Raw genomic sequence first — 23,322 nt, 5'->3', positions numbered from 1 at the left:
GGGAGGGGAGAAGGAGAACTTACACCGTGACCTGTTCGCCCAGTTCAAGCACCTTGCCCGGCGGGATGCGCAGGAAATCGGTGGGGTCGCTGGCGTTGCGCTGGAGGAACATGAACAGCCGGTCCTGCCAGGGCGGCATGCCCTTTTCCGCTTCCGGTTTCAGCGTGTTGCGGCCGATGAAGTAGGAGGTACGCATCGCTTCGTCGGCGCGGCGGTCGCCGAGCGCATCGAGGCCAAGATCGCTCGGCACATCGGGCGTTTCCATGAAGCCATAGGTCAGGACGATTCGGGTAAAGGCGTCGTCGATCTTCTCGATCGTCGCGCGCTGCTCCTCGGCGACGATCGGGCGATCGGTGGTACGGATGCTGACGACGAGGTTGCGCTGATGGAGCACCTTGTTGTGTTTGAGGTTATGCAGCAGCGCACCAGGCGCGGCGGTGGCGTTGCCGGTCAGGAACACCGCGGTGCCCGGCACGCGCTCGGGCGGGCGGCGTTCGAGCGCGGCGGCGAGATCGGCGAGCGGGATCGCCTGGCGCTTCTCGAAATCCGAGACGATCCCGCGCCCGCGCACCCAGGTCTGGATCAGCAGGCCGATCGCCGCGGCGATGACCAGCGGCACCCAGCCGCCCTCGACCACGCGCAGGATGTTGGCGCCGAAGAAGATCAGGTCGAGGGTCAGGAACGGCAGGATCACCGCCAGCGCCAGCGGCCGCGACCAGTTCCAGCGATGCCGCGCGACGATATACGCAAGGCAGGTGGTCACCACCATCGTGCCGGTGACCGCGATGCCGTAAGCCGCGGCCATCGCCGACGAGGTCTTGAACTGGATAACGAGCACGAGAACGCCGATCAGCAACAGCCAGTTGACCGCGGGCAGATAGATCTGCCCCGCAAACGCCGCCGAGGTCTGGCGGATGCGCAGGCGCGGGAGCAGGCCGAGCTGGATCGCCTGCTGGGTCAGCGAGAAGGCGCCGGTGATGACCGCCTGGCTGGCGATCACCGTTGCGGCCCCCGCCAGCACGACCAGCCAAGGCCTGAGCGCGTCGGGCGCCATGAGGAAGAACCAGTCGGTGTTGGCGAACGGCTTGCCCGCCGCGGTCGCGGTCTCCAGCGTGGCGAGCGCGAAGGCGCCTTGGCCCAAATAGTTGAGGATCAGCGCGGGGAACACCAGCACGAACCAGCCGATGCGGATCGGCAAGCGGCCGAAATGTCCCATGTCTGCGGTCAGCGCCTCGGCGCCGGTGACGGTGAGGAACACCGCGCCCAGGACAAAGAGGCCGATGGTGCCGTGGCTCGCCATGAACGACACCGCATAGCCGGGCCAAACCACCCGTGCGATCGAGGGTTCATCGGCGATATGCCAGATCCCGAGGCCGCCGATCGACAGGAACCAGACGATGCACACCGGCCCGAACAGCCGCGAGACGTGCGCAGTGCCGCGCGCCTGGATCAGGAACAGCCCGATCAGGATCGCGATCGTCAGCACGCGGACGGTGCGTTCGTCGAAGATGTGCGCAGCATTGGGAATCGTGCGCAGCCCTTCCATCGCGGAGAGGACCGACAATGCGGGGGTGATGATCGCGTCGCCGTAGAACAGCGACGCGCCAGCCGCGCCCAGGATCAATGCGATCATCGAACGCTTGCCGAGTGCACGCCGGGCAAGCGCGGCGAGCGCCAGCACGCCGCCCTCTCCCTGGTTGTCGGCGCGCATCAGGAAGACGACATATTTGATCGTGACGACCAGGATCAGCGACCAGAGCGCCAGGCTGAGCACGCCCAGGATCTCGCTCGCGTCGATGCCGTCCTTGCCCGACTGGCCGAGCGCCTCGCGAAAGGCATAGAGCGGGCTGGTGCCGATATCGCCGAAGACGACGCCGATCGCGCCGATCGTCAGCGCGGCGAGCGCGGGGTGCGGCGTGGCATGGGGGGCGGGGGACGGTTCGGGCGACGACATACGGGAGGGCAGCCTCGGGGAGGACGGCGCGCTGTACGCGCATTGCGCTATGACGCAAGCGCTTGATCTCCGTTCCACCGCCGGGCATGGCCACCGCATGGTTCCCTTTTCGTTCGGTGGGCATGACTGGCTGGCGCTGACCGGCGGCGCGCTGTTCTGGCCCGCGCGGCGTGCGCTGCTGGTCGCCGACCTGCATCTGGAAAAGGCGAGCTGGTTTGCCGGCTTGGGGCAGATGCTGCCGCCGTACGACACCACGGCGACGCTGGCGGACCTGTCCGCGCTGGCCGCGGCGACGGCGGCACGTGAGATATGGTGCCTGGGGGACAGCTTTCATGACGTCGCCGGATGCGAGCGGTTGCAGCCCGGCGCGCGCGCGGCGCTGCGGGCGCTGACCGGCTCGGTGCAATGGACCTGGATCACCGGCAATCACGATCCCCACGTCGCCGACCATTGCGGCGGCGCGGTGATCGACGAGGCGCTGGTCGACGGATTGGTGCTGCGCCACGAGGCCAGCCCGCGCGAGCTGCGCTGTGAGCTGTCCGGGCATTTTCACCCCAAGCTGCGGATACGGGTGCGCGGGCGGCAGGTCGCGCGACGCTGCTTCGTCGCGACCGGGACCAAGCTGATCCTGCCCGCGTTCGGGGCGCTCACCGGCGGGCTCGACGTGACCCATCCCGAGATCGTCCGTGCGGTCGGCGGTGGTGCCGAGGCGCTGGTGCCGGTAGAGGATCGGATGCTACGCTTCCCGATCGCGGCCTAGAGACGGCCGGCGGCGCTATCCATAGGCACGCCAGAAGAAAACCGCGGTGGTCGCGGCGGTGACCAGGATCGTCCAGGCGCGTACCGCGCCCGATGGCAGCCGCTTGCCGAGATGCGCGCCCAGCCAGCCGCCCAAGAGGCCACCCGCCAGCATCGGCAGGCATGCGTCCCAGCGGATGAGGCCGCTCAGCGTGAAGACGATCGCGGCCGCGAAATTGGCGGTCGCCAGCATCAGCGTGCGTGGCGCAAACATCTGTCGCGGCGTCTCGCCAGCGAGCAGGCCATAGGTCGCGGTCGTCATGATCCCGACGCCGCCGCCGAAATACCCGCCGTAGATGCCGAGCAATCCTTGCGCGACCAGCAGCGTCGCCGGACCGATCGTCACGCGCTCGCTGAGCCAGGCGGCGGCGCCTTTGCCGAAGACGATGGCGAGGAAGGCGACGAGCAGCAGCCAGGGCACGATCAGGTCGAAGGCGCGCGCGGGCGTGGCGACGAGCAGCGCGCTGCCCGCCAGTCCCGCCGCAAAGGTGATCGCCGCCAGCGTGCGGACCGAGACGCCGCCGACCGGCTTCAGCTCGCCGCGGAAGGTCCAGGCACTCACCGCAGCGCCAGGCATGAGCGCGAGGTTGGAGGTAGCATTGGCGACATTGGCGGGCGTGCCGATCGCCAGTAGCGCGGGCATCGTCGCGAACGTGCCGCCGCCCGCCAGCGCGTTCATCGCGCCACCGAGGACTCCTGCGGCAGCGGCGAGGGCTGCGGTCGTCAGGTCAAGCAAGTGCGGGCAGTGCTGCGGCGGCTTCGCGGTCCAGTTGCGCACGGGACTTCTTCTCCGCCGCCGTTTTCAATTGCCCGCACGCCGCGTCGATGTCGCGGCCGCGTGGGGTGCGGACGGGGGCGGAGATGCCGGCTTCGAAGACGATGGCGGAGAAGGCGCGGATGCGTTCCGGGGTCGAGCATTGGTAATTCGCGCCGGGCCAGGGATTGAACGGGATCAGGTTCACCTTGGCAGGCAGTTTGTAGTGCCGGAGCAGGCGGACGAGTTCGCGCGCGTCGGCGTCGCTGTCGTTCTTGTCGCGCAGCATGACGTATTCGAAAGTGATCCGGCGTGCGTTGCTCGCGCCGTGGTAGTCGGCGCAGGCCTGGAGCAGTTCCTCGATGCCGTATTTGCGGTTGAGGGGGACGAGCTCGTCGCGGACTTCCTTGGTGACCGCATGGAGCGAGACCGCGAGATTCACTCCGATCTCCGCCCCCGCGCGCGCCATCATCGGAACGACACCGCTGGTGCTGAGGGTAATCCGGCGGCGGCTGAGCGCGAGGCCGTCGCCGTCCATGACCAGCTTCAAGGCATCGCGGACCGAGTCGAAATTATACAGCGGCTCGCCCATTCCCATCATCACGATGTTGGTGAGCATGCGGCCTTCCGGCTGCGACGGCCATTCACCCAGCGAATCGCGCGCCAGCATGACCTGGCCGACGATCTCGCCCGCGGTCAGGTTGCGGACGAGGCGCATCGTGCCGGTGTGGCAGAAAGTGCAGTTGAGCGTGCAGCCGACCTGGCTGGAGACGCAGAGAGTGCCGCGATCGGCATCGGGGATGAACACCATCTCGTAATCCTGCGCGTCCGGCGAGCGCAGCAGCCATTTGCGGGTGCCGTCGCTCGACACCTGCGCCTCGACCACCTCGGGGCGCCCGACGACGAAGCGCTCGGCCAACCAGGGATGCTGCGCGCGCGCGATGTCGGTCATCGCCGAGAAGTCGGTCGCGCCGCGGTTGTAGAGCCAATGCCAGATCTGCTTGGCGCGCAGCTTCGCTTGCTTGGTGTCGAGCCCGGCGTCGGCCAGCGTCGCGCGGAGCTGGTCCTTGGTCAGGCCGATCAGGTCGACTCTGCCATCGGCACGCAGCGTCGCCGCACGCGGGACGGGTACCGGATCGATGTGGCCGGGAATGGGCATGGCGGGGGTCATGCGATCGGTCCATCCATCAGACGTTCGATAACGGCGGTCCTGATACCGTCGACGTGCTGAAGGAGGTCAGGCGCCGCGTGCGCTCCCATCGAGTCCAGAACGACATCAATGCCTTCGCGGCGAGCCAGCTTTACCGCAGGCACGAAATCAGCGTCGGCTGCGATCAGAGTAATGCGTTGCACCTGCTGCTTGAACGCCATTGACGCAACGTCCAGGCCGAGACGCATGTCGACACCTTTCTGTACGACGTCGATCTCGAAATCTTCGTCAGTGGGGGCGAATGCCTTAGGATCGTCGATCCAGCGCTTTACGGCGTCTGGCTTTGCCCGCCACGCGCTAAAGGCTTCGTTCAACCGCCCTTGGCGCACTGCGACCTTGCGCGTGGCATGTAGCGCCGCATGAATTTGCAATCGAAGTTTCGCTTCCGCGGTTCCGCCGAGATACAGCGCCTTTTTCGAAACAGGCAATTGCACACGCTTTGTCAGGGGCGGGCAGTCATAGAAGAATATGCGATAAAGTTCGGTCGTTTCCTGCCGCCCTTGGGCGGCGGCGCGAGCAGCGGGGATCGAGGCCGCATCGAACCCCGCTGCCACATGATAGGCAGCGATCCCGGTGACGGCCGAGGCAACCGAATGCGGATCGTTGCGGTCCAGGTCGGGGAAACTATGATGAAACCGGCGCAGGAAGAACGCACCATCGATCACGACGGCAGTAGGCATAGCATCCGTACCAGAAACAGGTTGCCCCCGGGAGCAGGCCTTGAGCTGATATCTGCTCTTGCGAGCGCCTCAAGACGGCTGCCGGGGGCCTGATAGATGTTAGTTATATTCGCTGTAGCGAAAAATCAACCCCCGCGCCCCTCGCACGCCAGCGTCGCGGCGTCGATCGCGGTCGCCGCACCCGGCAGCGCGTAGACGTCGGCGAAGGGACGGCCGCCCTCGCCCACCGCCTCGACGCTCATGCTGCGGCCCGAGCGGATCGCGGCGACCAGCGCGCGGTCGCTCGCCGCGTCGGGTGCGAAGGCGTCGCGGGTGTTCGCAAGGAGGGTGAAGCGGCGCTCGCCGACGGTCAGGGTGACGCCCGCCGAGCGATCGCGCACGCGGCTGAGGCGGATGTGGAGCGAGGCGCGCAAGCCTTTGCCGGGCCAGGTGGCGATGCTGGCGAAGCCGCCCCGGCGCCCACCTGCGACGATCGGCCTTGCGATGGCGTAGCAACGCGCCGGGATGGCGTCGCGGAAGGCGCCCCAGCCTTGATAGACGCCGATCGTCTCACGGCCTGCGGGAATGGCGAGGAGTAGCAGGAACGCGGCCTTCATGCGGGCGCGTGACCGGTGCCGCGGTGGGCAACCGTCTCCCGGCCGTTCTCGATCAGCGAGATCGAGCCTTGCGGCAGGCCGTCCGCCACCGGCGCGCCGAGCGCCTCGTCATCGGGAAGCCCGGTCAGGACACCGCGCAGCACGCGGCTGGAAATGCCGTGCATGACAACGAGGCGGTCGCCCGCGTCCCCGGCGGTGTCCGCGGCCCAAGCGCCGACGCGCGCGGCGATGGCGGCGTAGCGTTCGCCGTCGGGAGCCTCGCGCAGGACACCGCGCGCGTCGAACACCGGGCCATGTTCGTCGACGACATCGGCGTAATAGCGTCCGCCCCAGCCGCCCATGCCGATCTCGACCAGCCGCGCATCGGTCCGTGCGGCATGCCAGTCGACCTCGAGATGTTCGGCGATCACGCTTAGTGTCTGGAGCGCGCGACCGGTGGGCGACGCCCAGAGCGTCAGCGCCGGGCGCGCCCCGAGCAGCGTGCGGAGGGCCGCGCCCATCTCTTCCGCCTGCGTGAAGCCCGCGCGCGTCAGCGGCGTGTGAGCGGCGTCGCCCTGGAGTCGGCGGGCGGCGTTGAATACGGTTTCGCCGTGCCGGGCGATGAAATCCCGGCCCAGGCGATTGGGGACCGGCGCGGTCAGTTCAAGCTCCTGTTGCAAAGATACAACGTTTCGACCTGTTTAGCTGAGGTTCATGCAACGAGCGCGCGCCACGACCATTTGGCCGGTCCACCCCGCGTGCAGTTCGGGGGTGAGACATGAACGGAGTTCCCATGCGTAAGCCATCCTTTGCGACGATCCTGATCGCGTCGCCGATCGCCCTTGCTGCCGCGACGCCCGCGTTCGCGCAAGACACCAATCCGGTCTTCACCGGCCCGCGGGTCGAGGCCACGCTCGGCTACGACCATGTCGGCGCCGGATCGAGCGTCGACAACAACAATGGGCGTGACGACCAGTCGATCGACGGGCTGCTCTACGGCGGCGGGGTCGGCTACGATGTCGCGCTCGGCGGCGCGCTGGTCGGGGTCGAAGGCGAGCTCACCGGATCGACCGCCAAGAGCGGCCGCCGCGACTATACGACCAACTTCGGCTTCGGCCGCGTCAAACAGGGCCGCGACCTGTACATCGGCGCGCGCGCGGGCATCCTCGCGAACCCGCAAACGCTCCTCTACGTCAAGGGCGGCTACACCAACGCGCGGCTGAACGTGCTGGCGGGATCGACCAGCCAGACGACCGACACCGACTTCGACCTCGACGGTTATCGCGTCGGCGCGGGCGTGGAGCGCGCGGTGGGGCCGAACAGCTACGCGAAGATCGAATATCGCTATTCGAACTACAGCCGCGGGCAGCTCGATTATGCGAACGGCGGAGCGAGCAGCCGCTTCGACGTCGACACCGACCGGCATCAGGTGGTCGCGAGCTACGGCTTTCGCTTCTGACGTGTTAACGCGCCGGTAAGCAGAATCGCGAGAGGGGCCGGGGCGCTTGCTCCGGCCCCTTTTTGTTGGGTAGGGTCGCAGCGAAGCGGCAAGGCCCCCGGGACTCGGGCGGGCACGGGGGAATACGCATGAAGGCGACGATCGAACGCGCGACGCTCCTCAAGGGGCTGAGCCATGTCCAGTCGGTGGTGGAGCGACGCAACACCATTCCGATCCTGTCAAACGTGCTGCTCGAGGCCACGTCCGACGGCGCGCTCAAGATGATGGCGACCGATCTCGATCTGCAGATCAACGAAAGCGTCGTCGCGGCGGTCGATCAGCCGGGCGCGACAACGGTGTCCGCGCACACCTTGTTCGATATCGCGCGCAAGCTGCCGGAGGGGGCGCAGGTGTCGCTGGCGGCAGCCGAGGGGCGGCTGACGATCGTGGCGGGGCGCGCGCGCTTCTCCCTCGGCACGCTGCCGCGCGACGACTTTCCGGTGATCGCCGAGGGCGAATTGCCGACCCAGTTCGAGCTTCCCGCCGCGACGCTGAAGCAGATCATCGATAAGACCCGGTTCGCGATCTCGACCGAGGAGACGCGTTATTATCTGAACGGCATCTTCCTGCACGTTGCGGATGGCGAGGGATCGTCGCCGGTGCTGAAGGCGGCGGCGACCGATGGCCACCGGCTCGCACGGGTGACGCTGGATCGGCCGAACGGGGCCGAGAACATGCCCGACGTGATCGTGCCGCGAAAGTGCATCGCCGAGCTGCGTAAGCTGCTCGACGAGGTCGACGGGTCGGTCGGCGTATCGCTGTCGGGGACCAAAATCCGCTTCGATCTCGGGCGCGCGGTGCTGACGTCGAAGCTGATCGACGGGACCTTCCCCGATTATTCGCGCGTCATCCCGACGGGCAACGACAAGATCCTGAAGCTCGACCCGAAGAGCTTCATGGAGGGGGTCGACCGCGTGTCGACGATCGCCACCGAGAAGACGCGGGCGGTGAAGATGGCGCTCGACCGCGATCGCATCACCCTGTCGGTGACGAGCCCTGAAAATGGGACGGCGGCGGAAGAAGTACCGGGCGATTACGCCGCGATGCCGTTCGAGATCGGCTTTAACAGCCGCTATCTGATGGATATATTGGCGCAGATCGAGGGCGATATCGTCGAGGTTCATCTGGCCGACGCCGCCGCGCCGACGCTGATCCGCGAGAACGACAAGGCGGCGGCGCTGTACGTACTGATGCCGATGCGGGTGTAAACGGCCGTTTAATTGTAACTGTCAATTCTGCCGGAAAACAATGACTTAGAGGCAGAGCGCGAGAAGGGGGTGTTAACTCCTTCTCGCTAAAGCGGCGGTTTTCTTTTCGTCAACTCTTGACCGCCAATGGAGGTGGTCATGTTCACGATTCGGAACTGCCGGATGGACTCCGGCGAGCACATCCCCATGCTGGTCCGCAAGAGCACCGGCATGGCGGATCTGCACGCCATGGAGTTCGTCATGCTCGTCGACCGGGCGGCCGGCAACAGCGCCGCATACATCGAGCTGCGGCTCCGTTCGGTCGCCGTCGGACTCAAGCTGTTCCACGACCTCGACATCGATGTCGAGCAGCGGTTGGCGACCGGCTCGTTCCTCTCCCAGACCGAACTCTCGGCGCTCGCCACCGCCTGCCGCAAGCGGGTCGACGGCAAGGGCGACGTCGTCGGCGAGTACATCGACCTGCGCTACTCGACGGTGGTCGAGTTCGTATCGTTCCGGGCCGACTTCTACCGGGCCCGCGCGCAAGGCGACCGGCAGGACCAGCTCGTCCGTGCCGCCGCCCACTTCGAGAAGCTCGCCAAGCGCATAGCGCCCTACGTGCAGTCGTCCAGCAGGAGCAAGGAGCGGTTCGGCCTAGAGCCCGATCTGCGCCAGAAGTTTCTTCTGCTCATCAACCCCGGCAGCAAGCTCAATCCGTTCCGACCCAAGCTGCGCAAGCGCAACAACGCCATCCTGCTGCTCGCCTTCCGTCATGGCTTTCGGTCCGGCGAACTCCTCGGCTTCAAGCGATTCGACTTTGACGACAAGGCGGAGGTGCCGACGATCTCAGTGCACCGCCGGCCCGATGATCCCGAGGACAAGCGCAAGGTACCTGCCCGCGCCAAGACGCTCGCGCGCGAGATCGAGCTCGACTCGGACGCACTCGGCGCGCTCGAGGAATGGGTGGAAGACCGTCAGGTCCTGGCCAGGTACCCGAAGCGCAGGGTGCACGGCTTCCTCTTCGTGGAACGTCAAGGCGGCCCGCTCGCCGCTCGCACGCTGCGCGGGATCTACGATCGCATCCGTAAGGTGTTCCCCGAGTTCGCCGACCTCTGCAACCACATGCTCCGCCACGACTGGAACGACCGCTGGGTCGAGATGTCGCAGGAGGAGGGCTGGGACGACGAGGGCGCGCTGCAGGACCAGTGTTACGCTATGGGCTGGTCGCGCACGTCCAAGCAGCCGGGCCTCTACCCCCGCAAGGCGATCCGCAAGCGCACCAACAAGCGCATGGCCGCCATGAACAACAAGCTCGTGGCGCCGCGCGCGGCAAACGACTGACGCCGTAGAAGCGACCTTAACGACAGATGGAGGAGGTGTGGCCGATGACCCGAATCGCACCCGTCGCGCACGACCCCGTGGACGCGTTCATCTCCTCGCCGGCAGGCGAGGCCCTCCTCAGGCAGGAGGTGACGACGCTCGCAGGCGCGACCGTGCGCTTCGACGAGCCAGACGTGCGCCTGTCGGCCGACATCAAGATCAGCTTCCAGCGCCTATACGGCCCGATCCCCGCCATGTGCGGCTTCGGCATCAAGCGCTACGTGAAGCACCTGACCGCCCGCAACTCTCCGGAATACGTGTCGAACGTGGTGACGTGGCTTGCGCCTCTCGCCCGGAACGAGGCCAGCGCGGTGCTGCGGAAGAGCCTCGAGAAGCGCGGCTTCGTCGGGCTGGAGGTCTACGCCGCCTTCGAGCGCGAGGTGGCGAAGACGGTCGCGAAGGGGCGCGTCGTCCACTACACCAGCGCGTTCGTGCGATGGTACGAGTTCTGCGTCGCCGTCGGGCAGCCCGGCTTCGACGAGGACGTCGCGGCTGAACTCTCGGAACTGATCTTCCGCGACGTGATGAAGGGTCGCGCGGTGCTGAGCGAGGATCCGGATGAGGGTCCGCTCACGCCCGTCGAGTTCGACGCGCTCATCAGCCGGTTGAACGACGTGACCAGCGTCATGCTGGCCACCGGGGACGATGTCGTGAACGGACTCGATCTGGAGGAAGTGGCGCTCACCTGGCTCTTCGTCTGCTACGGCACCAATCCAAAGAATCTGCGCTACCTCGACGAAGGCGACATCCGCTCGATCCCGCAGCCCGGGGGAGCGCCGCTGTTCGAGATCAGCATTCCCCGCATCAAGAAGCGCCTCAAGGGCGAGCGTCTGGAATTCCGAACGCGCGAGATTCCGCCCGACGTCTACCGCCTGCTCAACCGCCTGCGGAAGCGGAACCGCGGTCGCTTCCCCATCAGGAACGACGCGCGCGGCATAGCCCGACGCTGTTCCGGCGGGACCGGCCCGTACCGGCCCTGGTAGGCACCGAGTTCAAGCGGGACCAGTGGCGCCAGGTCGCGAACTGGCCGCGCGACGTGCTAAGCAGGATCGCCGCCGCGTTCGCCATCGGCAGGTCGGACGGGAAGGGTGAGGTCGTGCTCTACCCGCGGCGACTGCGCTACACGTTCGCCACCCGCCTCGTCGCCAACGGCTTCTCGTCCGCGATGGTCGCCGATGCCCTGGATCATACCGACACGTCGCACGTGATGGTCTACTTCAACACGCGCGGCGAGATCGTGCGACGCCTGGACAAGGCAATCGCCATCAGCCTCGGACCAGTGGCCGACGCCTTCCTCGGCAGGATCGTGACGGACGAGAGCGAGGCGACGCGCGGGGACGACCCCGCCAGCCGCATCCGCCACCACAGCAAGACGCTGGAGAGCCTCAACACGGTCGGGAACTGCGGGACCCGCAGCTTCTGCCGGCTGTTCGCGCCGATCGCGTGCTATCGCTGCCGTCACTTCCAGCCGCACGAGGACGGCCCGCACGCGGAGGTCCTCGAGGAGTTGGATGCCCAGCGCGCCGAACGCCACGCCGCAGGCATGTCGCCCAAGATGGTGCAGATCCACGACCTCACCATGCTGGCGATCGGCCAGGTGATCGTCGCCTGCGAAGAGCGGAAGAAGGCGAAGGGGATGGAGAATGACTGAGCCGGACGTTCCGCGCCCCGACAACGTCGTCGCGCTCGACCCCGCCGCCGCCAGCCTCGCCGGATGCCACCGCCGGCTCAAGGAGCTGGCCGACACGCAGCGCGCGGCCAAGCGGTTCGACACGCCGTGGGACGAGACCTACTGGGCCGTGGCCGCCACCGGCAGAGCTTCGGTCGCCGGCGACGGGGGCCTGTGGTTCAGCATAGACCGGGCGACGCGCAGCGGCGCCAAGCACCCGTTCCCCGAGCCATTCATGACCTTCGCGAAGACGATGGTCTCCCGCTACCAGGGGTCGAAAGATGGAGGCCATTCGGCCGGCGGGCTGCAGGCGATGATCGCGGCCTGCCGGGCGCTGTGGCTGCGCGTCGCCAAGCGCAAGGCCGACTCGGCGGTGCTGACCAACGCCGACTTCGCGGCCACCATGAAGCAGGTGGAGAAGGACATCAACGACGGTGCCCGCAATGTCGGATCGCGCCTCGCCTTCATCGCTGCGCAAATAGACGACAAGGGCCTGGCGCTAACCAGGATCGCCTGGAAGAACCGCATCAAGGGCAACAAGAAGCACGACCGCATCGGGACGGACGCGGACGTGCGTAGGAAGGCGAAGCTGCCCAGCGTCGAAGTGCTGCTGGCACTGTCGGAGATCTCGGCCAACGCGACCACGCCCGGCCACGCCTTCGAGCTGCGGGACGCCGACCTCGTCGCCATGCGGGCCGTGGACCTGCTCGTCTGCGGCGGCTTCCGCATCAACGAGCTGCTCACCATCCCGAGGAACTGCCTCCGCGAGGCGGACCTGCTCGACGACCTGGGCAACGTCGCGCTCGATCGCGACGGCAAGCCCATGAAGACCGTCGGCATTCGCTACGATCCCGAGAAGGACGGCGAGATGCTGATCAAGGACGTCGCGACCCCCACGAACGAGCTCGCCAGGCGGGCGATCGGCGACATCGACCGGGTGACGGCACCGTTCGCGGCGGTCGCGCGCTTCCAGCGGCTCAATCCCGGCCGGACCCTTCTAGGTCAGCCCTGGGACTCGATGCCGCGCGGCGCGCTGCTGACGACCCTGGAACTCGCGCGCGCCGTCGGCGTCGGGGCCAAGAACGCCGACAAACGCAAACTCCTAGTCGCGGGCAACATGTTCGCACGCTTGACCGCCAATCTACTCATCGCAGGCAATGCGCCCGGACGGGGCGGGATGTCACTCTACCGGAAATCGGACCTGGAGGCGCACCTGGCCGGGCGGTCGTATATCGGCGACGTGCATCGACGCAAGGAGCCGAAGCTCCTGGTGGAGGACTGCCTCTTCACGGTGCCGCTCCGCTTCTTCCACACCCTGCTCGCGCCGAGCACCAACGGCACCGTCACGATGCTCACCGACGCCCAGATCTACATCTGGCTCGCGGGGCAGAAGAACCAGCCCAGCATCTTCGAACGGCTCGGGATCAAGGGCAACGACGGCAGGTTCCTGTCCGCGACCAGCCACCAGTTCCGGCACTGGCTCAATACCCTTGCCTTCGAGGGCAAGATGAACGACGCTGAGGTCGCCCGCTGGATGGGCCGCAGGCAGGTCGGCCAGAACGCCTCCTACGACCACGTCACCGCGACGGAGATGGCGCGTCGCGTACGCGAGCGCATCACCGGCGGCGGCGCGACCGGGCCGCTGGTCGACGCCGCGTCGCGCATCGTCGACGCGGAGCAGCGGCGCAAGTTCGTCGAAACCCACGCGCGCAACGTCGTCGTAACCCCGATCGGGCTGTGCGTGCACGACTGGGACGCGCTGCCCTGCCAGAAGCACGGCGCATGCGGCGACTGCGACGAGCACTGGGTCGTGAAGGGCGTCAACGTCGAGGAGGCCCGGCGCCAGGTGGCGGACGAGGAACGCGCGCTCGCCCGATCGCGGTCGGCCGACGACGACGGCCACTACGGCGCCGACCGCTGGATCACCTTCCACAAGCGCAACCTCGCACGCCTGAAGACGATCCGGACCATCCACGAGGACGACCGCATCCCCGACGGGACGCTCGTCCAGCTCAAGAGCGACGGCACCTACGCGGTGCCTCCGACACCAGGAGAAGGCGATGCCCGCGCAGCCTAGGAGCAAGCCGGTGAACGGCTACACGCTCATGACGGAGGAGCAGAGGGCGAAAATCGTCCGCCGCATCGGACAGCTCCCCATCGCCTGCAAACCGTCGTGGCAGGATGTGATCGACATCGCGCTCACCGTCACGCGCAAGGAATACCGTCGGCAAAGCCTGTGGAAGCACGACGCCATCAAGGACGCGCTCGAACTCCGGGTATCGCAGCACGAGGAGTTCCTGCTCAACGGGATTAAGCCGACGCCGGAGAAGCTGCCCGAGACCGAGGATCCCAAAGTCCGCACGCTGCGGCAGGTGCGTCAGAAGCTGGATCAAGCCCAGGAGACGATCCGGCTCCAGGACCAGCGGCTGGTCAGGCTGATCGCCAACGCCGCCGCAATGGGCCTCAACACGACGCTGCTCGACAAGGACCTCGACAAGCCGGAGAGGCGGGCCACCGACGCCGAGGTCCGCCCGATCCGCTGACCACCCTCGCGACGACACAGGAGCTGGAGCCATGACCCAACCGACGGTCATCGCGCAGATCGACGCCGTCCTGGCCGAGATGGCGACGCGGCCCGAAGTCGAACTCGGAGGCCCCGCAGCGGCCGACGCCCGCCAGAACGCCCTCTGGGTCGCCGAGCAGCTGCGCGCTATGGCGATCCTCAGCACGCCGCTGCCGCGACACGCCGGCAAGCCGTCGCCGGGCAAGCTCGCCGCACTGATCTCGAAGGAGATCGGCAAGCGCTTCAACCGCCAGCTCTTCACCAGCAACGAGTGGTGCGCCAGGCTGCTCTCCGTCCATGCCGCATGGGAGGATGCCAACGGCCCCTCGGCGCTCGACGCCGCCCAGGCGGCCGTCGAGGCGAAGGAAGCCGTGAGCCGTCGCGAGAGCGCGCTGGAGGAGGAGATTCTCGCGCTTCGAGCCGAGAACCGTCAGCTCCGCCACGAGCTCGCCCACCTGCGCGGGTTCGTCGCGTCGACTGGCCGCATGCCGTGACCGCGTTCAACGCGGAGGTGGAGATCACCTCCTGGCACCCCGGACCTTTCGGGGGCGGCGTCGCCGTCGGCAGGACCGCGGCGGGCGACCTCGCCAAGACCCTGCTGCCGGCGACGCTGGCCGCCAGAGATCCCCGGCCAGGCGAGCGCTGGCGCATCCGCGGCCGTTGCGACGGCGAACGCGTCACCGCCGATCTGGCCATGCCCCTCCTGCCCAGCGGCGACGCCATCGTCCGCTGGATCGCGTCAAACCCCGCGCTGTCGGGAATCGGCCGCAAGACGGCCAGCGCCTGCTGGGACGCCCACGGCCCCGACCTCTACCGCATCCTGCGCGACGGCGACGCCGCCAGCCTGGCGCGCACCGTGCCGGTCCCGACCGCAACGGCCATCATCGCGGAATTCGCGCTGCTGCGCGACGAGGTCGCCGTCCTGGAGGCGTTCGACCGCGCCGGGGTCACCGCTAGCGTGGCAATGGCGGCCTGTCGTCTCTGGGGAGCGGAGGCGGTGGAGCGCCTGCGTGCGGATCCCTACTGCGTCGCGGCGCTGGAGAAGTGGCGCGACGTCGATGCACGCGCGCTGCGCATGGGCCTCGCCGACGACGACCCGCGCCGCCTGCTCGCCGCCATTGCGGAGGTCATGTCCGCGCGGTTCAGGACGCGGGACGTCGCCATCGCCGGCCACACCGCCGCGACCCGGGACGACATCGAGGACGGCGTCAATCGCCTGCTCGGACGCGAGCGGAAGCTGGGCGCCGTATCATTCCCGCTCGCGCTTGAGCGCGGCGAGCTGCTGGAGGTCGATGGGCTTTTCCAGGCGCGCGCGCCGTGGCGGATGGAGCGCGACATTGAGCAGGCCGCGCGCGAACGCATCGCGCGGCGATCCGATCTCGATCAGGCGGCGTTCGGTCTCGCGCTGGCGCGGGTCGCCCCCGAGACGGGGTTGACGCTCAGCGACGACCAGCGAGACGCCGCGGCCATCGCCATCTCCTCGGGCTTCGCGACGATCGACGGCGCCGCGGGCACCGGCAAGAGCACGGTCACACGCGCCATCTGCGCGTACGCAGACGCGGTCGGTCTGCCTTATCTCCAGCTAGCGCTCAGCGGCCGCGCCGCCAAGCGCCTGACGGAAGCGACCGGACGGGCGTCGATGACGGTGCACAGGTTCCTGAAGGCAGTGGAGAACGGGAAACTGAAGCTCGGCGACGGGTTCCTGCTGATCGACGAGATCTCTATGCTCGGCATCCCCGAGCTCTGGCAGGTGCTCTGCTGGACGCCGCCGACGATGGATGTCGTCGCGGTCGGGGATCCCGGCCAGCTGCCGCCCATCAGCGCGGGCAACCCTCTGCTCGCGCTGGTCGCGTCGAGCACCGTGCCGCGACGCACCCTGACCGTCATACGGCGGCAGGCGTCCGACAGCGCCATACCCTCCGTCGCGGCCGAGATCCGCGTCGGCAGATTGCCAACGCTTCCCGAATACGACCAGGGCCGTGCCGACCGCCTCGGCGTAGGCCTGCTGCGGTGCGGGCGCGAGCAGGTGTCCGGGGCCGTGCTGGACGTCTTCGAGTCACTGGTCGGGCGACCTGCGGCGTCATCCGACCGCGATGTGCTGCGGCGGCTGCACGGCGCCCGCGTTCAGGTGCTCGGGGCGACGCGCCACGGCCCCGCCGGCGTGCGCGAGCTGTCAGAGACGATCGAGCGGCGCTGGATGGCCGCCCACCCGAAGGTACATGACTGGGGACTGTCCCACGGCAGCAAACTGCTGTGGACCCGCAACAGCTACGACCATCCGACCGGCGAAATGGACGAGGACGGCACCCCCGTCGTCGCGGACGTGATGAACGGCTTGCTCGGAATCGTGCAGCGCGCCACCGGGCGGGGCGCCATCGTGCTGTTCGACGACGCCGAGGGCACCAGGATCGAGGTGCTGCGCCCCGATCTCGACCGCATCGAACGCGGCTGGGCCATTACCGTCCACAAGGCGCAGGGCTCCGCCTTCGATCGCGTCATCATGCCCATCGCCGCCAGCCCGCTGCTCGACAGGCTGCTGATCTACACCGGCGTCACCCGCGCCCGCCTGTCCGTCGTGCTCGTAGGCGAGGAGGACCTGCTCGCCCGCGCCGTGGCTGTGGAGCCGCGGTCGGGCGCCCGCCTGCAGCGCCTCGACTTCGACGCTCCCGCCGTCCGCTGACGGCCCGCACCAACCACGCCAACTGAACAAGCGATCCGCCGCCCGCCAGGGGCGTCGCGGGCGCGTGCCCGCGAGGAGGACACCATGCGACCAGAAGTGCCGGAGGAGGCCCTGCGCCTGCGCGAGGAGCTGATGAGCAAGGGACCGGCCCTGCTCAGGCTCGACGGCGAGACCGAATGGCTCGAGTCCGATGACCAGCGGCCCTGGCTCGTCACCATCAGGACGGACCAGCCGCGCGCACCTGCCATTCCCCTCCTGGACGCCACGGTCCATCCCTGGTTCCCCCGCGTCGACCCGGCGCGCGTATTCGACATGGCGGAGAGCGCGCTCGATTACCTGTCGTTCCTGCGCGTCTGGCGGCATCTCGGCACCGACGGGCCGCCCGCGGGGCTCATCCTCACCGACCGCTTCACGACGGCGATCCTCGACCAAGCGGGCGTCAACCACCAGACCTTCGTGGACGTCGCGTGGCGGCCGGGCGAGCTGATGGGCTTCGGCATGCGCTCGGACCCGTGGCAGGACGCCCGCGCACGCCCCAAGTCGATCAGCTTCCGGTCCTCGCGGGAACCCGAACGCATAGAGTTCCCCGACGCGCTGCCCTGGATCGCTGGCTTCGCGATGCCGACCCACCTCGTGGTCACGGCGGCGGGCTTCAAGGACGGCATCACGGTTGGGCACACCTCCCACCCCGACGGCAGGGCGGTCGTCACCATCCCGCGGGACAAGGGCATCGCTGTCGTCACCGCCGCTGGCGGCGACCTGAGAGCACTCGTGCGCAACCGGGTGCTCAGGGGCTTCCACCTCCCCGTCGCCGGCGCCGAGGTGCTGCAGCGCTCGCTGCGCTACGAGGTCGATTGGCGGGATCCCGGCCAGGACAGGTTCTTCGACGACGACCTGGAGGCCAGGGACAAGCTGGGGTCCAAGGAGGAGGAGCTCTCCGCCTGGTCGTGGGACCTGCCCGATCGCATGGCGGCCGCAATAGGCGGGGCGGACTGGGCGCGCGAGCAATACCAGCCCACCGACGACCTCGAACGCTTCTAGACCAGCGAGAACGATCCATGCTGCACATGTTAACCGTTGCCGCAGGCAAGGCGCGTCGCTACCTTGCCGACATGGCGGGATCGCGCAGAAGGTCGGACGATGGTGTCGACACCAGGCTCCTGACGAGCTTCCTGGACGCACGCCCGCAAGCGGGCGCAACCCAAGTCCCGAAGGCGAAGGCACCTCGTCCGACGCACGAGCAGCGCCTGGTCGCCAAGGTGGGCCAGGCCAATCGCCGGGAGGGCGTCCGCAGCCTGAAAGGTCTGACGGACCAGGAGATCCTCGACCGCATCGCCGGTTGAGGTCGCCGCCATGATCGGCATCGACGAGCCGCTTCGCGGCGCGCGTCTTCAGACGCGGCCCAAGGAGGTGCTCACCGTAGAGCCATTCAAGGACCACTCGGGCCAAGCCAGGGTCGAGCCCTTCGCCAAGGACTATCTGGAAATGGTGCGCCGCATCGAGGGCGGTCTGGCGCTGGACGAGCGATTCTACCGCAAGCGCATCGAGGACACGCCGGATGAATTGCTGGAGAAGCACGGCATCAAGCACTTTCACCTGGGCGGCCAAAGCTCCGACGTGCTCGTGTTCCTGGCCGAATACGACGACGTGGTGATCCTGCTCGAGATCAACGACCACAAGCACTTCGAGACCGACCCGATCGGCAGCCTGCTGATCTCGCTCCACCAGCGCACGATGGCGCGCACGGCCGAGGAGGCGGCCGGACCCGCGGCCGAGCGTCGCGCGCAAGAGGAACGGGCGGCGGCGCGTCGCCGACGCCTCAAGGACCTGAAGACGCCGAGTCGCAAGAAGCCGGAATGACAGGGCTCGCCCGGCCCGCCGACGCCTGCTACAATCGCGTTGCTGGGACGGGGCGGGAGTCAACTCTCGTCGCGATCCGGCGAGGTTTTCACGCTAAATCAGGTCGAGAGTTGACGACCGGAACCGCTTTCGCTCTCTGTCCGGACTGACAGTTGACGGAAAAAACGGCCCTTTACGGGTGTGACCGGCCGCATTTAGCGGGAGCCGGATCGGCGCTGCGACGTTCACCGCGGGTGGTTGGCGTGCTGTCCCGAACCGGTGATCCGCGAAAGCAGGCGCGCGAGGCATTTGCCGGCGCGCTGGCAACGTTCGATACCGCGCGGTCTGTCGTGGTTCTGGGGCATTTCGATGCCGACGGGCTGACCGCGACCGCGATCCTGGTACGGGCGCTTCGAGCGGCGGGACGGACCGCGGAGGCGGTGATCGTCGGCAAGGGCGAGTCGCCTTGGGACGAGGCGGTTGGCGCGCGGCTCGCCGCCCACGCGCCTGGCGGGCTCGTTGTCACCGACTTGGGCACGCGGGCGGAGCCGGTGCTGCGCGGCTGCCCGACGGTGGTGATCGACCACCATGTGCCGACCGGCGACCCGCAAGTGACGACGATCAGCGGCAACGGGCTCGATCCCGAACCGACCAGCGCGCTGCTGGCATGGTGGGCGGCGCACGCACTGGGCGAGGTCGACGACCTGCTGTGGCTGGCGGCGGTCGGACTGATCGGCGACATGGGCGAGGGGCTCGGCTTTCCGGAGCTGACGCGGGCGCAGGAACGCTGGGGCAAGACCGCGCTCCGCGATGCGACGTCGCTGATCAACGCGCCCCGGCGCACCGCTGCTGCCGACTCGTCGCCCGCGCTGCGGCTGCTGCTGCGCGGTGACGGGCCCAAGGTCATCACCAAAGGCGACGATGACGACGCGCGCGCGTTGGTCGCGGCCAAAGCGGAGGTGCGCGCGGCGATGGAGGTTGCGCGGCGGGTCGGGCCGAAGATCGCCGGTGACGTCGCGCTGATCCCCATCGACTCGCCGTGCCAGATCCACCCGTTGATTGCGCAGCAATGGCGCGGGCGGCTCGGCGACAAGATCGTGCTCGCCGCCAACGTCGGTTATCGCCCCGGCTGGGTGCATTTCGCGGCGCGGTCGGCGACGGGGCGCGACCTGATCACCTTCCTGGCCGAACATCGCCCGCCGGGCGCGGACTCGCGCTACGGCAACGGCCATGCGCAGGCGACCGGTGGCGCGCTGCGCCATGCCGACTGGAACCGCTTCGTCGCCGACCTCGGCTTTCCCGATCAACAGGTGCCCGCATGACCGATCCCGTCCGCCCGCTCCGCCTGGGCTTCCCCGTCAAGGTGATGGGACGACCCGACCTGAAATCGCAGGATACCCGGCGCTGGCAGAAGAACCCGCACCTGAAATGCTCGCTCGAGCTGCTCGACCGGGTGCTCGACTATCTGGCGAAGAACGATCTCGACATGTACCGGCTGTCGTCGGACATCGCACCCTACGCCACGCATCCCGACATGCCGCAATTCCATTCCATGGTGGCGGACAGCGACGCCGAGCTGCGCGCGTTCGGAGCGAAGGCCAAGGCGCACGACATCCGCCTGTCGTTCCACCCGTCGCAATATGTGCTGCTCAACGCACCCAATCCCGAGCTGACGCGCAAGAGCATCTGGGACTTGTCGAGCCAGGCCGAGATGCTCGACCGGATGGAGCTCGACGACGAGGCGGTGATGATCACCCATGTCGGTGGGGTGTACGACGACCACGAGGCGAGCCGCGCGCGGTGGATCGAGGGATGGGAGCAATGCCCGGAGCACGTGAAGCGCAGGCTGGTGCTGGAGAACGACGACATCCGCTTCTCGGCGGCCGACGTGTTTTGGATACACGAGCGGACGGGCGTGCGGCTGATCTTCGACTATCAGCATTTCTGGTGCCTCAACCCCGAACGGCGCGATATGCGCGACACGCTAGAACGGTTCCTGGCGACGTGGCCCGCGGGGGTGCGGCCGAAAATCCACTTTTCCAGCCCACGGACCGAATTGCGCGAAATCAAGCAGAAGATCAGCCCCAAGCAGCGCGCCGCGGCCAAGGCAGGTACGGCCAAGGCGAAGAAGGGCGAGTTGCTCAAGGCGCCGGTCAAGGCGACCGCCCGCGTCAAGACGGTGCTGCGGCCGCCGATCTGGACCGGGCATGCCGACTTCACCAACCCGTTCGAATTCGCGACCTTCATGCGGATGGCCGAGGGGCTGGTGTTCGACGTGATGATGGAGGGCAAGTCGAAGGATTTGAGCTTGCTGCGGCTGCGTCCCGATCTGCTGCGCTTTGCCCCCGATGTGGCGGCGCGCTTCGGGATCACCGCGGCGGATGCGGCACAACTGGCCGAGGACGAGGCGCGGCTGGAGCAGGGAGTCGATGCGGAGAGCGAGCCCGACGTCGACGAGGGGTGACCTGCGCCTACGTCCAATAGAGGATGCGCGCGGCGGGCAGCCGCTCGCCGATCGTGTCGTAGAAGAAGGTTTTGAGCGCCTTCATCGTGGTCGTGTCGTAGACCTGTTTGGAAGTGCCGAACTTGGTCCGCTTCTCGGTCCGGTTCTCCGGCGTCATGTCGAGTGCGGAGCCGGGATACCAGCTGCCGAGGACCGCCTTCGAGCCTTCGGTGAAGCGGTGGGTGATGAGCTCGACCGTCAGGTCGACTCCGGTCGCGCCGTCAAGCGCCGCGGCGACGTCCGCGATCAGCCCGCCATATGCTTCGCGCCAGCCCTCCGCGGCGATGATCGGGGCCATCGTCAGGCCGATGGGGTAGCCGGCGTCGGCCATCCGGCGCATCGCGACGAGGCGATCGGCGACGCGCGCGGTGCCGCCTTCGTAGCGGGCGTAGAGCGCGGGATTGAGCGACACGCGCATCCGGGTGCGGCCGCGATGGGCGAGGGTCAGCAGCGGGTCGACGTTGGCGAACTTGCTGGTGAAGCGCAGTTGCGCGTCGAGGTTGGTATCGCCGAACCAGCTTATCAGCGCTGCCAGCGAACCGGTGACCGGCTCGATCGCGAGCGGGTCGGTGTAGCAGGAGGCCTCGAAGGTCGTGCCTTCGTCGGCGCGGGCGCGGCTGCGCGAGGTGACCTTGCCCTGACCGACGTGGTTGGGGATGGCGGCGACGATCTCGTCGAGATTGGCATAGGCTCGGGTGATCGGCGGGCCGGTGAGCGAGCCCGCCAGGTAGCAATAGCTGCAATGCGCGGGGCATCCCTGCGCCAGGTCGACGCGCCAGTCGGCTGACGGCGGGATCGGCTGGAAGCGGCGTTTGGACGGTGGCGCGACGACGACCGCGAGCGTCTGCTTGGCGTCGGCATAGGCGCGGGCGCCGTCGCCGGGAAGGTCGAGCGTCACGCGGTCGCCGGGCAGCTCGACGATTGTCGTGCCCAGGGCCGCCGCGCGCTCCATCATCGCGCGGCCGTGCGCAAAGCCGCGGGCGGCGCGGGTGATGAGCAGGCGCTTGGGACGCCACAAGCGCGGGCTGGCAGGAGCGGGCATCTGGGCTTAACCCTCGGACGTGACTTGCGTTCAAAGGGAGTGGGAACATGCGGCGGCGGACGTTTCTGATCGGGGCGGGCGCGACGGTCGCCGCCTCGGCTGTCGCGCGGGCGCCGGCCGTGTTCGGTGGGCCGGCGTTCGCACGCGAGGTCGCGGCACTGGAGGCCGCGGCGCGCGGGCGGATGGGCGTGGCGATCCTCGATACCGCGACCGGCGCGCGGTTCGAACGGCGCGCGGATGAGCGTTTCCCGATGTGCAGTACGTTCAAATACGTGCTCGCGGCGGCAATCCTGGCGAAGGTGGATCAGGGCGGTGAGCGGCTGGAGCGGCGGGTGACGGTGACGCAAGGCGATATCGTTCCGAACTCACCATTCTCGGGCACGCGGGTGGGGGCTGGCGCGAGCGTCGCGGAGCTGTGCGCGGCGACCGTGGGGCTGAGCGACAACGCCGCGGCGAACCTGCTGCTGCCCGCGGTCGGCGGACCCGCGGGCCTGACGCGGTTCCTGCGCGCGCAGGGTGATGCGGTGACACGGCTCGACCGGTTGGAGCCAATGCTCAACAGCGCGATTCCGGGCGATCCGCGCGATACGACGACTCCGGATGCGATGCTGGCAACGCTGCGGCGGCTGACGCTCGGGAGCGTGCTGACGCCACGGTCGCGGGCGCAGCTCGTCGCGTGGATGGCGGCGGCGACGACCGGGACGAAGCGGTTACGCGCCGGGCTGCCTGCCGGGTGGCGGGTCGCGGACAAGACCGGGGCGGGGGAGAACGGCACCGACAATGTCGTCGCGCTGCTCTGGCCTGCGAGGCGCGCCGCGCCGGTGTTGGTCGCGAGCTACATCAAGGGTTCGCCGCTCACGCTGGAGCAGACCAATGCGGTGCATGCGCGATTGGGACGGGCGATCGCGGCTTCACTCCATCCGTCGTCCCGGACTTGATCCGGGACCCCGCTTCTTCTTTCTGACGGCGGAGAAGAAGCGGGACCCCGGG

The 23,322-nt window shown here is 68.2% G+C and carries 23 protein-coding genes; 16 read left to right on the top strand and 7 right to left on the bottom strand.

Translation table 11 applies throughout. The annotated features are described in order from the left end of the window. Positions 1-19: 19 nt before the first annotated feature. Positions 20-1,954 carry a potassium transporter Kup gene (locus tag ACE5C1_RS11450; RefSeq protein ID WP_374944205.1) on the bottom strand — a complete coding sequence of 645 codons (1,935 nt, stop codon included), beginning with the start codon at positions 1,952-1,954 and terminating at the stop codon, positions 20-22. Positions 1,955-2,051: 97 nt separating this feature from the next. Between ACE5C1_RS11450 and pdeM the strand changes: the two genes are divergently transcribed. Next, entirely contained in the window at positions 2,052-2,714 is a 663-nt protein-coding gene (gene pdeM / locus ACE5C1_RS11445; protein WP_374944204.1) for a ligase-associated DNA damage response endonuclease PdeM, read from the top strand. Between the two features lie 15 nt (positions 2,715-2,729). On the opposite strand, the gene ACE5C1_RS11440 is transcribed toward pdeM, so the two are convergent. From ACE5C1_RS11440 to ACE5C1_RS11420, 5 genes are all read right to left on the bottom strand, one after another. After that, on the bottom strand, positions 2,730-3,488 hold the full coding sequence (locus ACE5C1_RS11440; protein WP_374944203.1) for a sulfite exporter TauE/SafE family protein: 759 nt from the start codon (positions 3,486-3,488) through the stop codon (positions 2,730-2,732). After that, a complete protein-coding gene (gene rlmN / locus ACE5C1_RS11435) occupies positions 3,481-4,677 on the bottom strand; it encodes a 23S rRNA (adenine(2503)-C(2))-methyltransferase RlmN (RefSeq protein WP_374944202.1) in 1,197 nt (398 codons plus the stop codon). The genes ACE5C1_RS11440 and rlmN overlap by 8 nt, the downstream gene beginning before the upstream one ends. Next, a complete protein-coding gene (locus tag ACE5C1_RS11430; protein WP_374944201.1) occupies positions 4,674-5,381 on the bottom strand; it encodes an NYN domain-containing protein in 708 nt (235 codons plus the stop codon). The genes rlmN and ACE5C1_RS11430 overlap by 4 nt, the downstream gene beginning before the upstream one ends. Positions 5,382-5,521: 140 nt before the next feature. Then, on the bottom strand, positions 5,522-5,992 hold the full coding sequence (locus ACE5C1_RS11425; protein ID WP_374944200.1) for a hypothetical protein: 471 nt from the start codon (positions 5,990-5,992) through the stop codon (positions 5,522-5,524). Then, positions 5,989-6,651, bottom strand: coding sequence for a histidine phosphatase family protein (locus ACE5C1_RS11420; RefSeq protein WP_374944199.1), 663 nt, complete (start codon positions 6,649-6,651; stop codon positions 5,989-5,991). Before ACE5C1_RS11420 ends, ACE5C1_RS11425 begins: the two co-directional genes overlap by 4 nt. A 113-nt stretch (positions 6,652-6,764) precedes the next feature. Here ACE5C1_RS11420 and ACE5C1_RS11415 point away from each other — a divergent pair, with 113 nt between their 5' ends. From ACE5C1_RS11415 to uvsE, 14 genes are all read left to right on the top strand, one after another. Then, on the top strand, positions 6,765-7,430 hold the full coding sequence (locus tag ACE5C1_RS11415) for an outer membrane protein (protein WP_374944198.1): 666 nt from the start codon (positions 6,765-6,767) through the stop codon (positions 7,428-7,430). Positions 7,431-7,558: 128 nt separating this feature from the next. Further along, positions 7,559-8,677, top strand: a complete 1,119-nt coding sequence (dnaN, locus tag ACE5C1_RS11410; protein WP_374944197.1) for a DNA polymerase III subunit beta — start codon at positions 7,559-7,561, stop codon at positions 8,675-8,677. Positions 8,678-8,815: 138 nt separating this feature from the next. Continuing rightward, entirely contained in the window at positions 8,816-9,997 is a 1,182-nt protein-coding gene (locus ACE5C1_RS11405) for a site-specific integrase (protein ID WP_374944196.1), read from the top strand. A gap of 44 nt (positions 9,998-10,041) precedes the next feature. After that, a complete protein-coding gene (locus ACE5C1_RS11400; protein WP_374944195.1) occupies positions 10,042-11,019 on the top strand; it encodes a hypothetical protein in 978 nt (325 codons plus the stop codon). Positions 11,020-11,132: 113 nt separating this feature from the next. Continuing rightward, positions 11,133-11,687, top strand: a complete 555-nt coding sequence (locus ACE5C1_RS11395; RefSeq protein ID WP_374944194.1) for a hypothetical protein — start codon at positions 11,133-11,135, stop codon at positions 11,685-11,687. Then, positions 11,680-13,782, top strand: a complete 2,103-nt coding sequence (locus ACE5C1_RS11390; RefSeq protein ID WP_374944193.1) for a hypothetical protein — start codon at positions 11,680-11,682, stop codon at positions 13,780-13,782. The genes ACE5C1_RS11395 and ACE5C1_RS11390 overlap by 8 nt, the downstream gene beginning before the upstream one ends. Before the next feature lie 10 nt (positions 13,783-13,792). After that, a complete protein-coding gene (locus tag ACE5C1_RS11385; protein ID WP_374944192.1) occupies positions 13,793-14,248 on the top strand; it encodes a hypothetical protein in 456 nt (151 codons plus the stop codon). Between the two features lie 31 nt (positions 14,249-14,279). Next, entirely contained in the window at positions 14,280-14,762 is a 483-nt protein-coding gene (locus ACE5C1_RS11380; protein WP_374944191.1) for a hypothetical protein, read from the top strand. Then, entirely contained in the window at positions 14,759-16,948 is a 2,190-nt protein-coding gene (locus ACE5C1_RS11375; protein WP_374944190.1) for an AAA family ATPase, read from the top strand. The genes ACE5C1_RS11380 and ACE5C1_RS11375 overlap by 4 nt, the downstream gene beginning before the upstream one ends. Positions 16,949-17,032: 84 nt before the next feature. Beyond that, positions 17,033-17,989: a hypothetical protein gene (locus tag ACE5C1_RS11370; protein ID WP_374944189.1), complete on the top strand. Its 957-nt coding sequence runs from the start codon at positions 17,033-17,035 to the stop codon at positions 17,987-17,989. A gap of 26 nt (positions 17,990-18,015) precedes the next feature. Continuing rightward, positions 18,016-18,291 carry a hypothetical protein gene (locus ACE5C1_RS11365; protein WP_374944188.1) on the top strand — a complete coding sequence of 92 codons (276 nt, stop codon included), beginning with the start codon at positions 18,016-18,018 and terminating at the stop codon, positions 18,289-18,291. A 10-nt stretch (positions 18,292-18,301) separates the two neighbouring features. Continuing rightward, entirely contained in the window at positions 18,302-18,808 is a 507-nt protein-coding gene (locus ACE5C1_RS11360; RefSeq protein WP_374944187.1) for a hypothetical protein, read from the top strand. Between the two features lie 242 nt (positions 18,809-19,050). Next, positions 19,051-20,109, top strand: a complete 1,059-nt coding sequence (locus ACE5C1_RS11355) for a DHH family phosphoesterase (protein WP_374944186.1) — start codon at positions 19,051-19,053, stop codon at positions 20,107-20,109. Next, positions 20,106-21,251, top strand: coding sequence for a UV DNA damage repair endonuclease UvsE (uvsE, locus tag ACE5C1_RS11350; protein ID WP_374944185.1), 1,146 nt, complete (start codon positions 20,106-20,108; stop codon positions 21,249-21,251). The genes ACE5C1_RS11355 and uvsE overlap by 4 nt, the downstream gene beginning before the upstream one ends. 7 nt (positions 21,252-21,258) lie before the next feature. On the opposite strand, the gene ACE5C1_RS11345 is transcribed toward uvsE, so the two are convergent. After that, the gene (locus ACE5C1_RS11345; protein WP_374944184.1) at positions 21,259-22,332 is read right to left on the bottom strand and encodes a radical SAM protein; all 1,074 of its coding nucleotides are present in this window, start codon (positions 22,330-22,332) and stop codon (positions 21,259-21,261) included. Between the two features lie 47 nt (positions 22,333-22,379). On the opposite strand from ACE5C1_RS11345, the gene bla reads away from it, so the two are divergent. After that, the gene (bla, locus tag ACE5C1_RS11340) at positions 22,380-23,270 is read left to right on the top strand and encodes a class A beta-lactamase (RefSeq protein ID WP_374944183.1); all 891 of its coding nucleotides are present in this window, start codon (positions 22,380-22,382) and stop codon (positions 23,268-23,270) included. The last annotated feature ends 52 nt before the right edge of the window (positions 23,271-23,322 follow it).

This window comes from Sphingomonas sp. (genome assembly GCF_964263785.1).
Lineage (GTDB): Bacteria > Pseudomonadota > Alphaproteobacteria > Sphingomonadales > Sphingomonadaceae > Sphingomonas.
The sequence above is the reverse complement of the archived record's forward strand: the minus strand, read 5'-3'. Positions and strand labels throughout refer to the sequence as shown.

What these genes read in the sequence shown, in the direction of transcription:
- ACE5C1_RS11450 (WP_374944205.1), bottom strand. Translation starts at nt 1,954, where the DNA reads ATGTCGTCGCCCGAACCGTCCCCCGCCCCCCATGCCACGCCGCACCCC.
- pdeM (WP_374944204.1), top strand. Translation starts at nt 2,052, where the DNA reads ATGGTTCCCTTTTCGTTCGGTGGGCATGACTGGCTGGCGCTGACCGGC.
- rlmN (WP_374944202.1), bottom strand. Translation starts at nt 4,677, where the DNA reads ATGACCCCCGCCATGCCCATTCCCGGCCACATCGATCCGGTACCCGTC.
- ACE5C1_RS11425 (WP_374944200.1), bottom strand. Translation starts at nt 5,992, where the DNA reads ATGAAGGCCGCGTTCCTGCTACTCCTCGCCATTCCCGCAGGCCGTGAG.
- ACE5C1_RS11415 (WP_374944198.1), top strand. Translation starts at nt 6,765, where the DNA reads ATGCGTAAGCCATCCTTTGCGACGATCCTGATCGCGTCGCCGATCGCC.
- dnaN (WP_374944197.1), top strand. Translation starts at nt 7,559, where the DNA reads ATGAAGGCGACGATCGAACGCGCGACGCTCCTCAAGGGGCTGAGCCAT.
- ACE5C1_RS11405 (WP_374944196.1), top strand. Translation starts at nt 8,816, where the DNA reads ATGTTCACGATTCGGAACTGCCGGATGGACTCCGGCGAGCACATCCCC.
- ACE5C1_RS11400 (WP_374944195.1), top strand. Translation starts at nt 10,042, where the DNA reads ATGACCCGAATCGCACCCGTCGCGCACGACCCCGTGGACGCGTTCATC.
- ACE5C1_RS11390 (WP_374944193.1), top strand. Translation starts at nt 11,680, where the DNA reads ATGACTGAGCCGGACGTTCCGCGCCCCGACAACGTCGTCGCGCTCGAC.
- ACE5C1_RS11380 (WP_374944191.1), top strand. Translation starts at nt 14,280, where the DNA reads ATGACCCAACCGACGGTCATCGCGCAGATCGACGCCGTCCTGGCCGAG.
- ACE5C1_RS11370 (WP_374944189.1), top strand. Translation starts at nt 17,033, where the DNA reads ATGCGACCAGAAGTGCCGGAGGAGGCCCTGCGCCTGCGCGAGGAGCTG.
- ACE5C1_RS11365 (WP_374944188.1), top strand. Translation starts at nt 18,016, where the DNA reads ATGTTAACCGTTGCCGCAGGCAAGGCGCGTCGCTACCTTGCCGACATG.
- ACE5C1_RS11360 (WP_374944187.1), top strand. Translation starts at nt 18,302, where the DNA reads ATGATCGGCATCGACGAGCCGCTTCGCGGCGCGCGTCTTCAGACGCGG.
- uvsE (WP_374944185.1), top strand. Translation starts at nt 20,106, where the DNA reads ATGACCGATCCCGTCCGCCCGCTCCGCCTGGGCTTCCCCGTCAAGGTG.
- ACE5C1_RS11345 (WP_374944184.1), bottom strand. Translation starts at nt 22,332, where the DNA reads ATGCCCGCTCCTGCCAGCCCGCGCTTGTGGCGTCCCAAGCGCCTGCTC.
- bla (WP_374944183.1), top strand. Translation starts at nt 22,380, where the DNA reads ATGCGGCGGCGGACGTTTCTGATCGGGGCGGGCGCGACGGTCGCCGCC.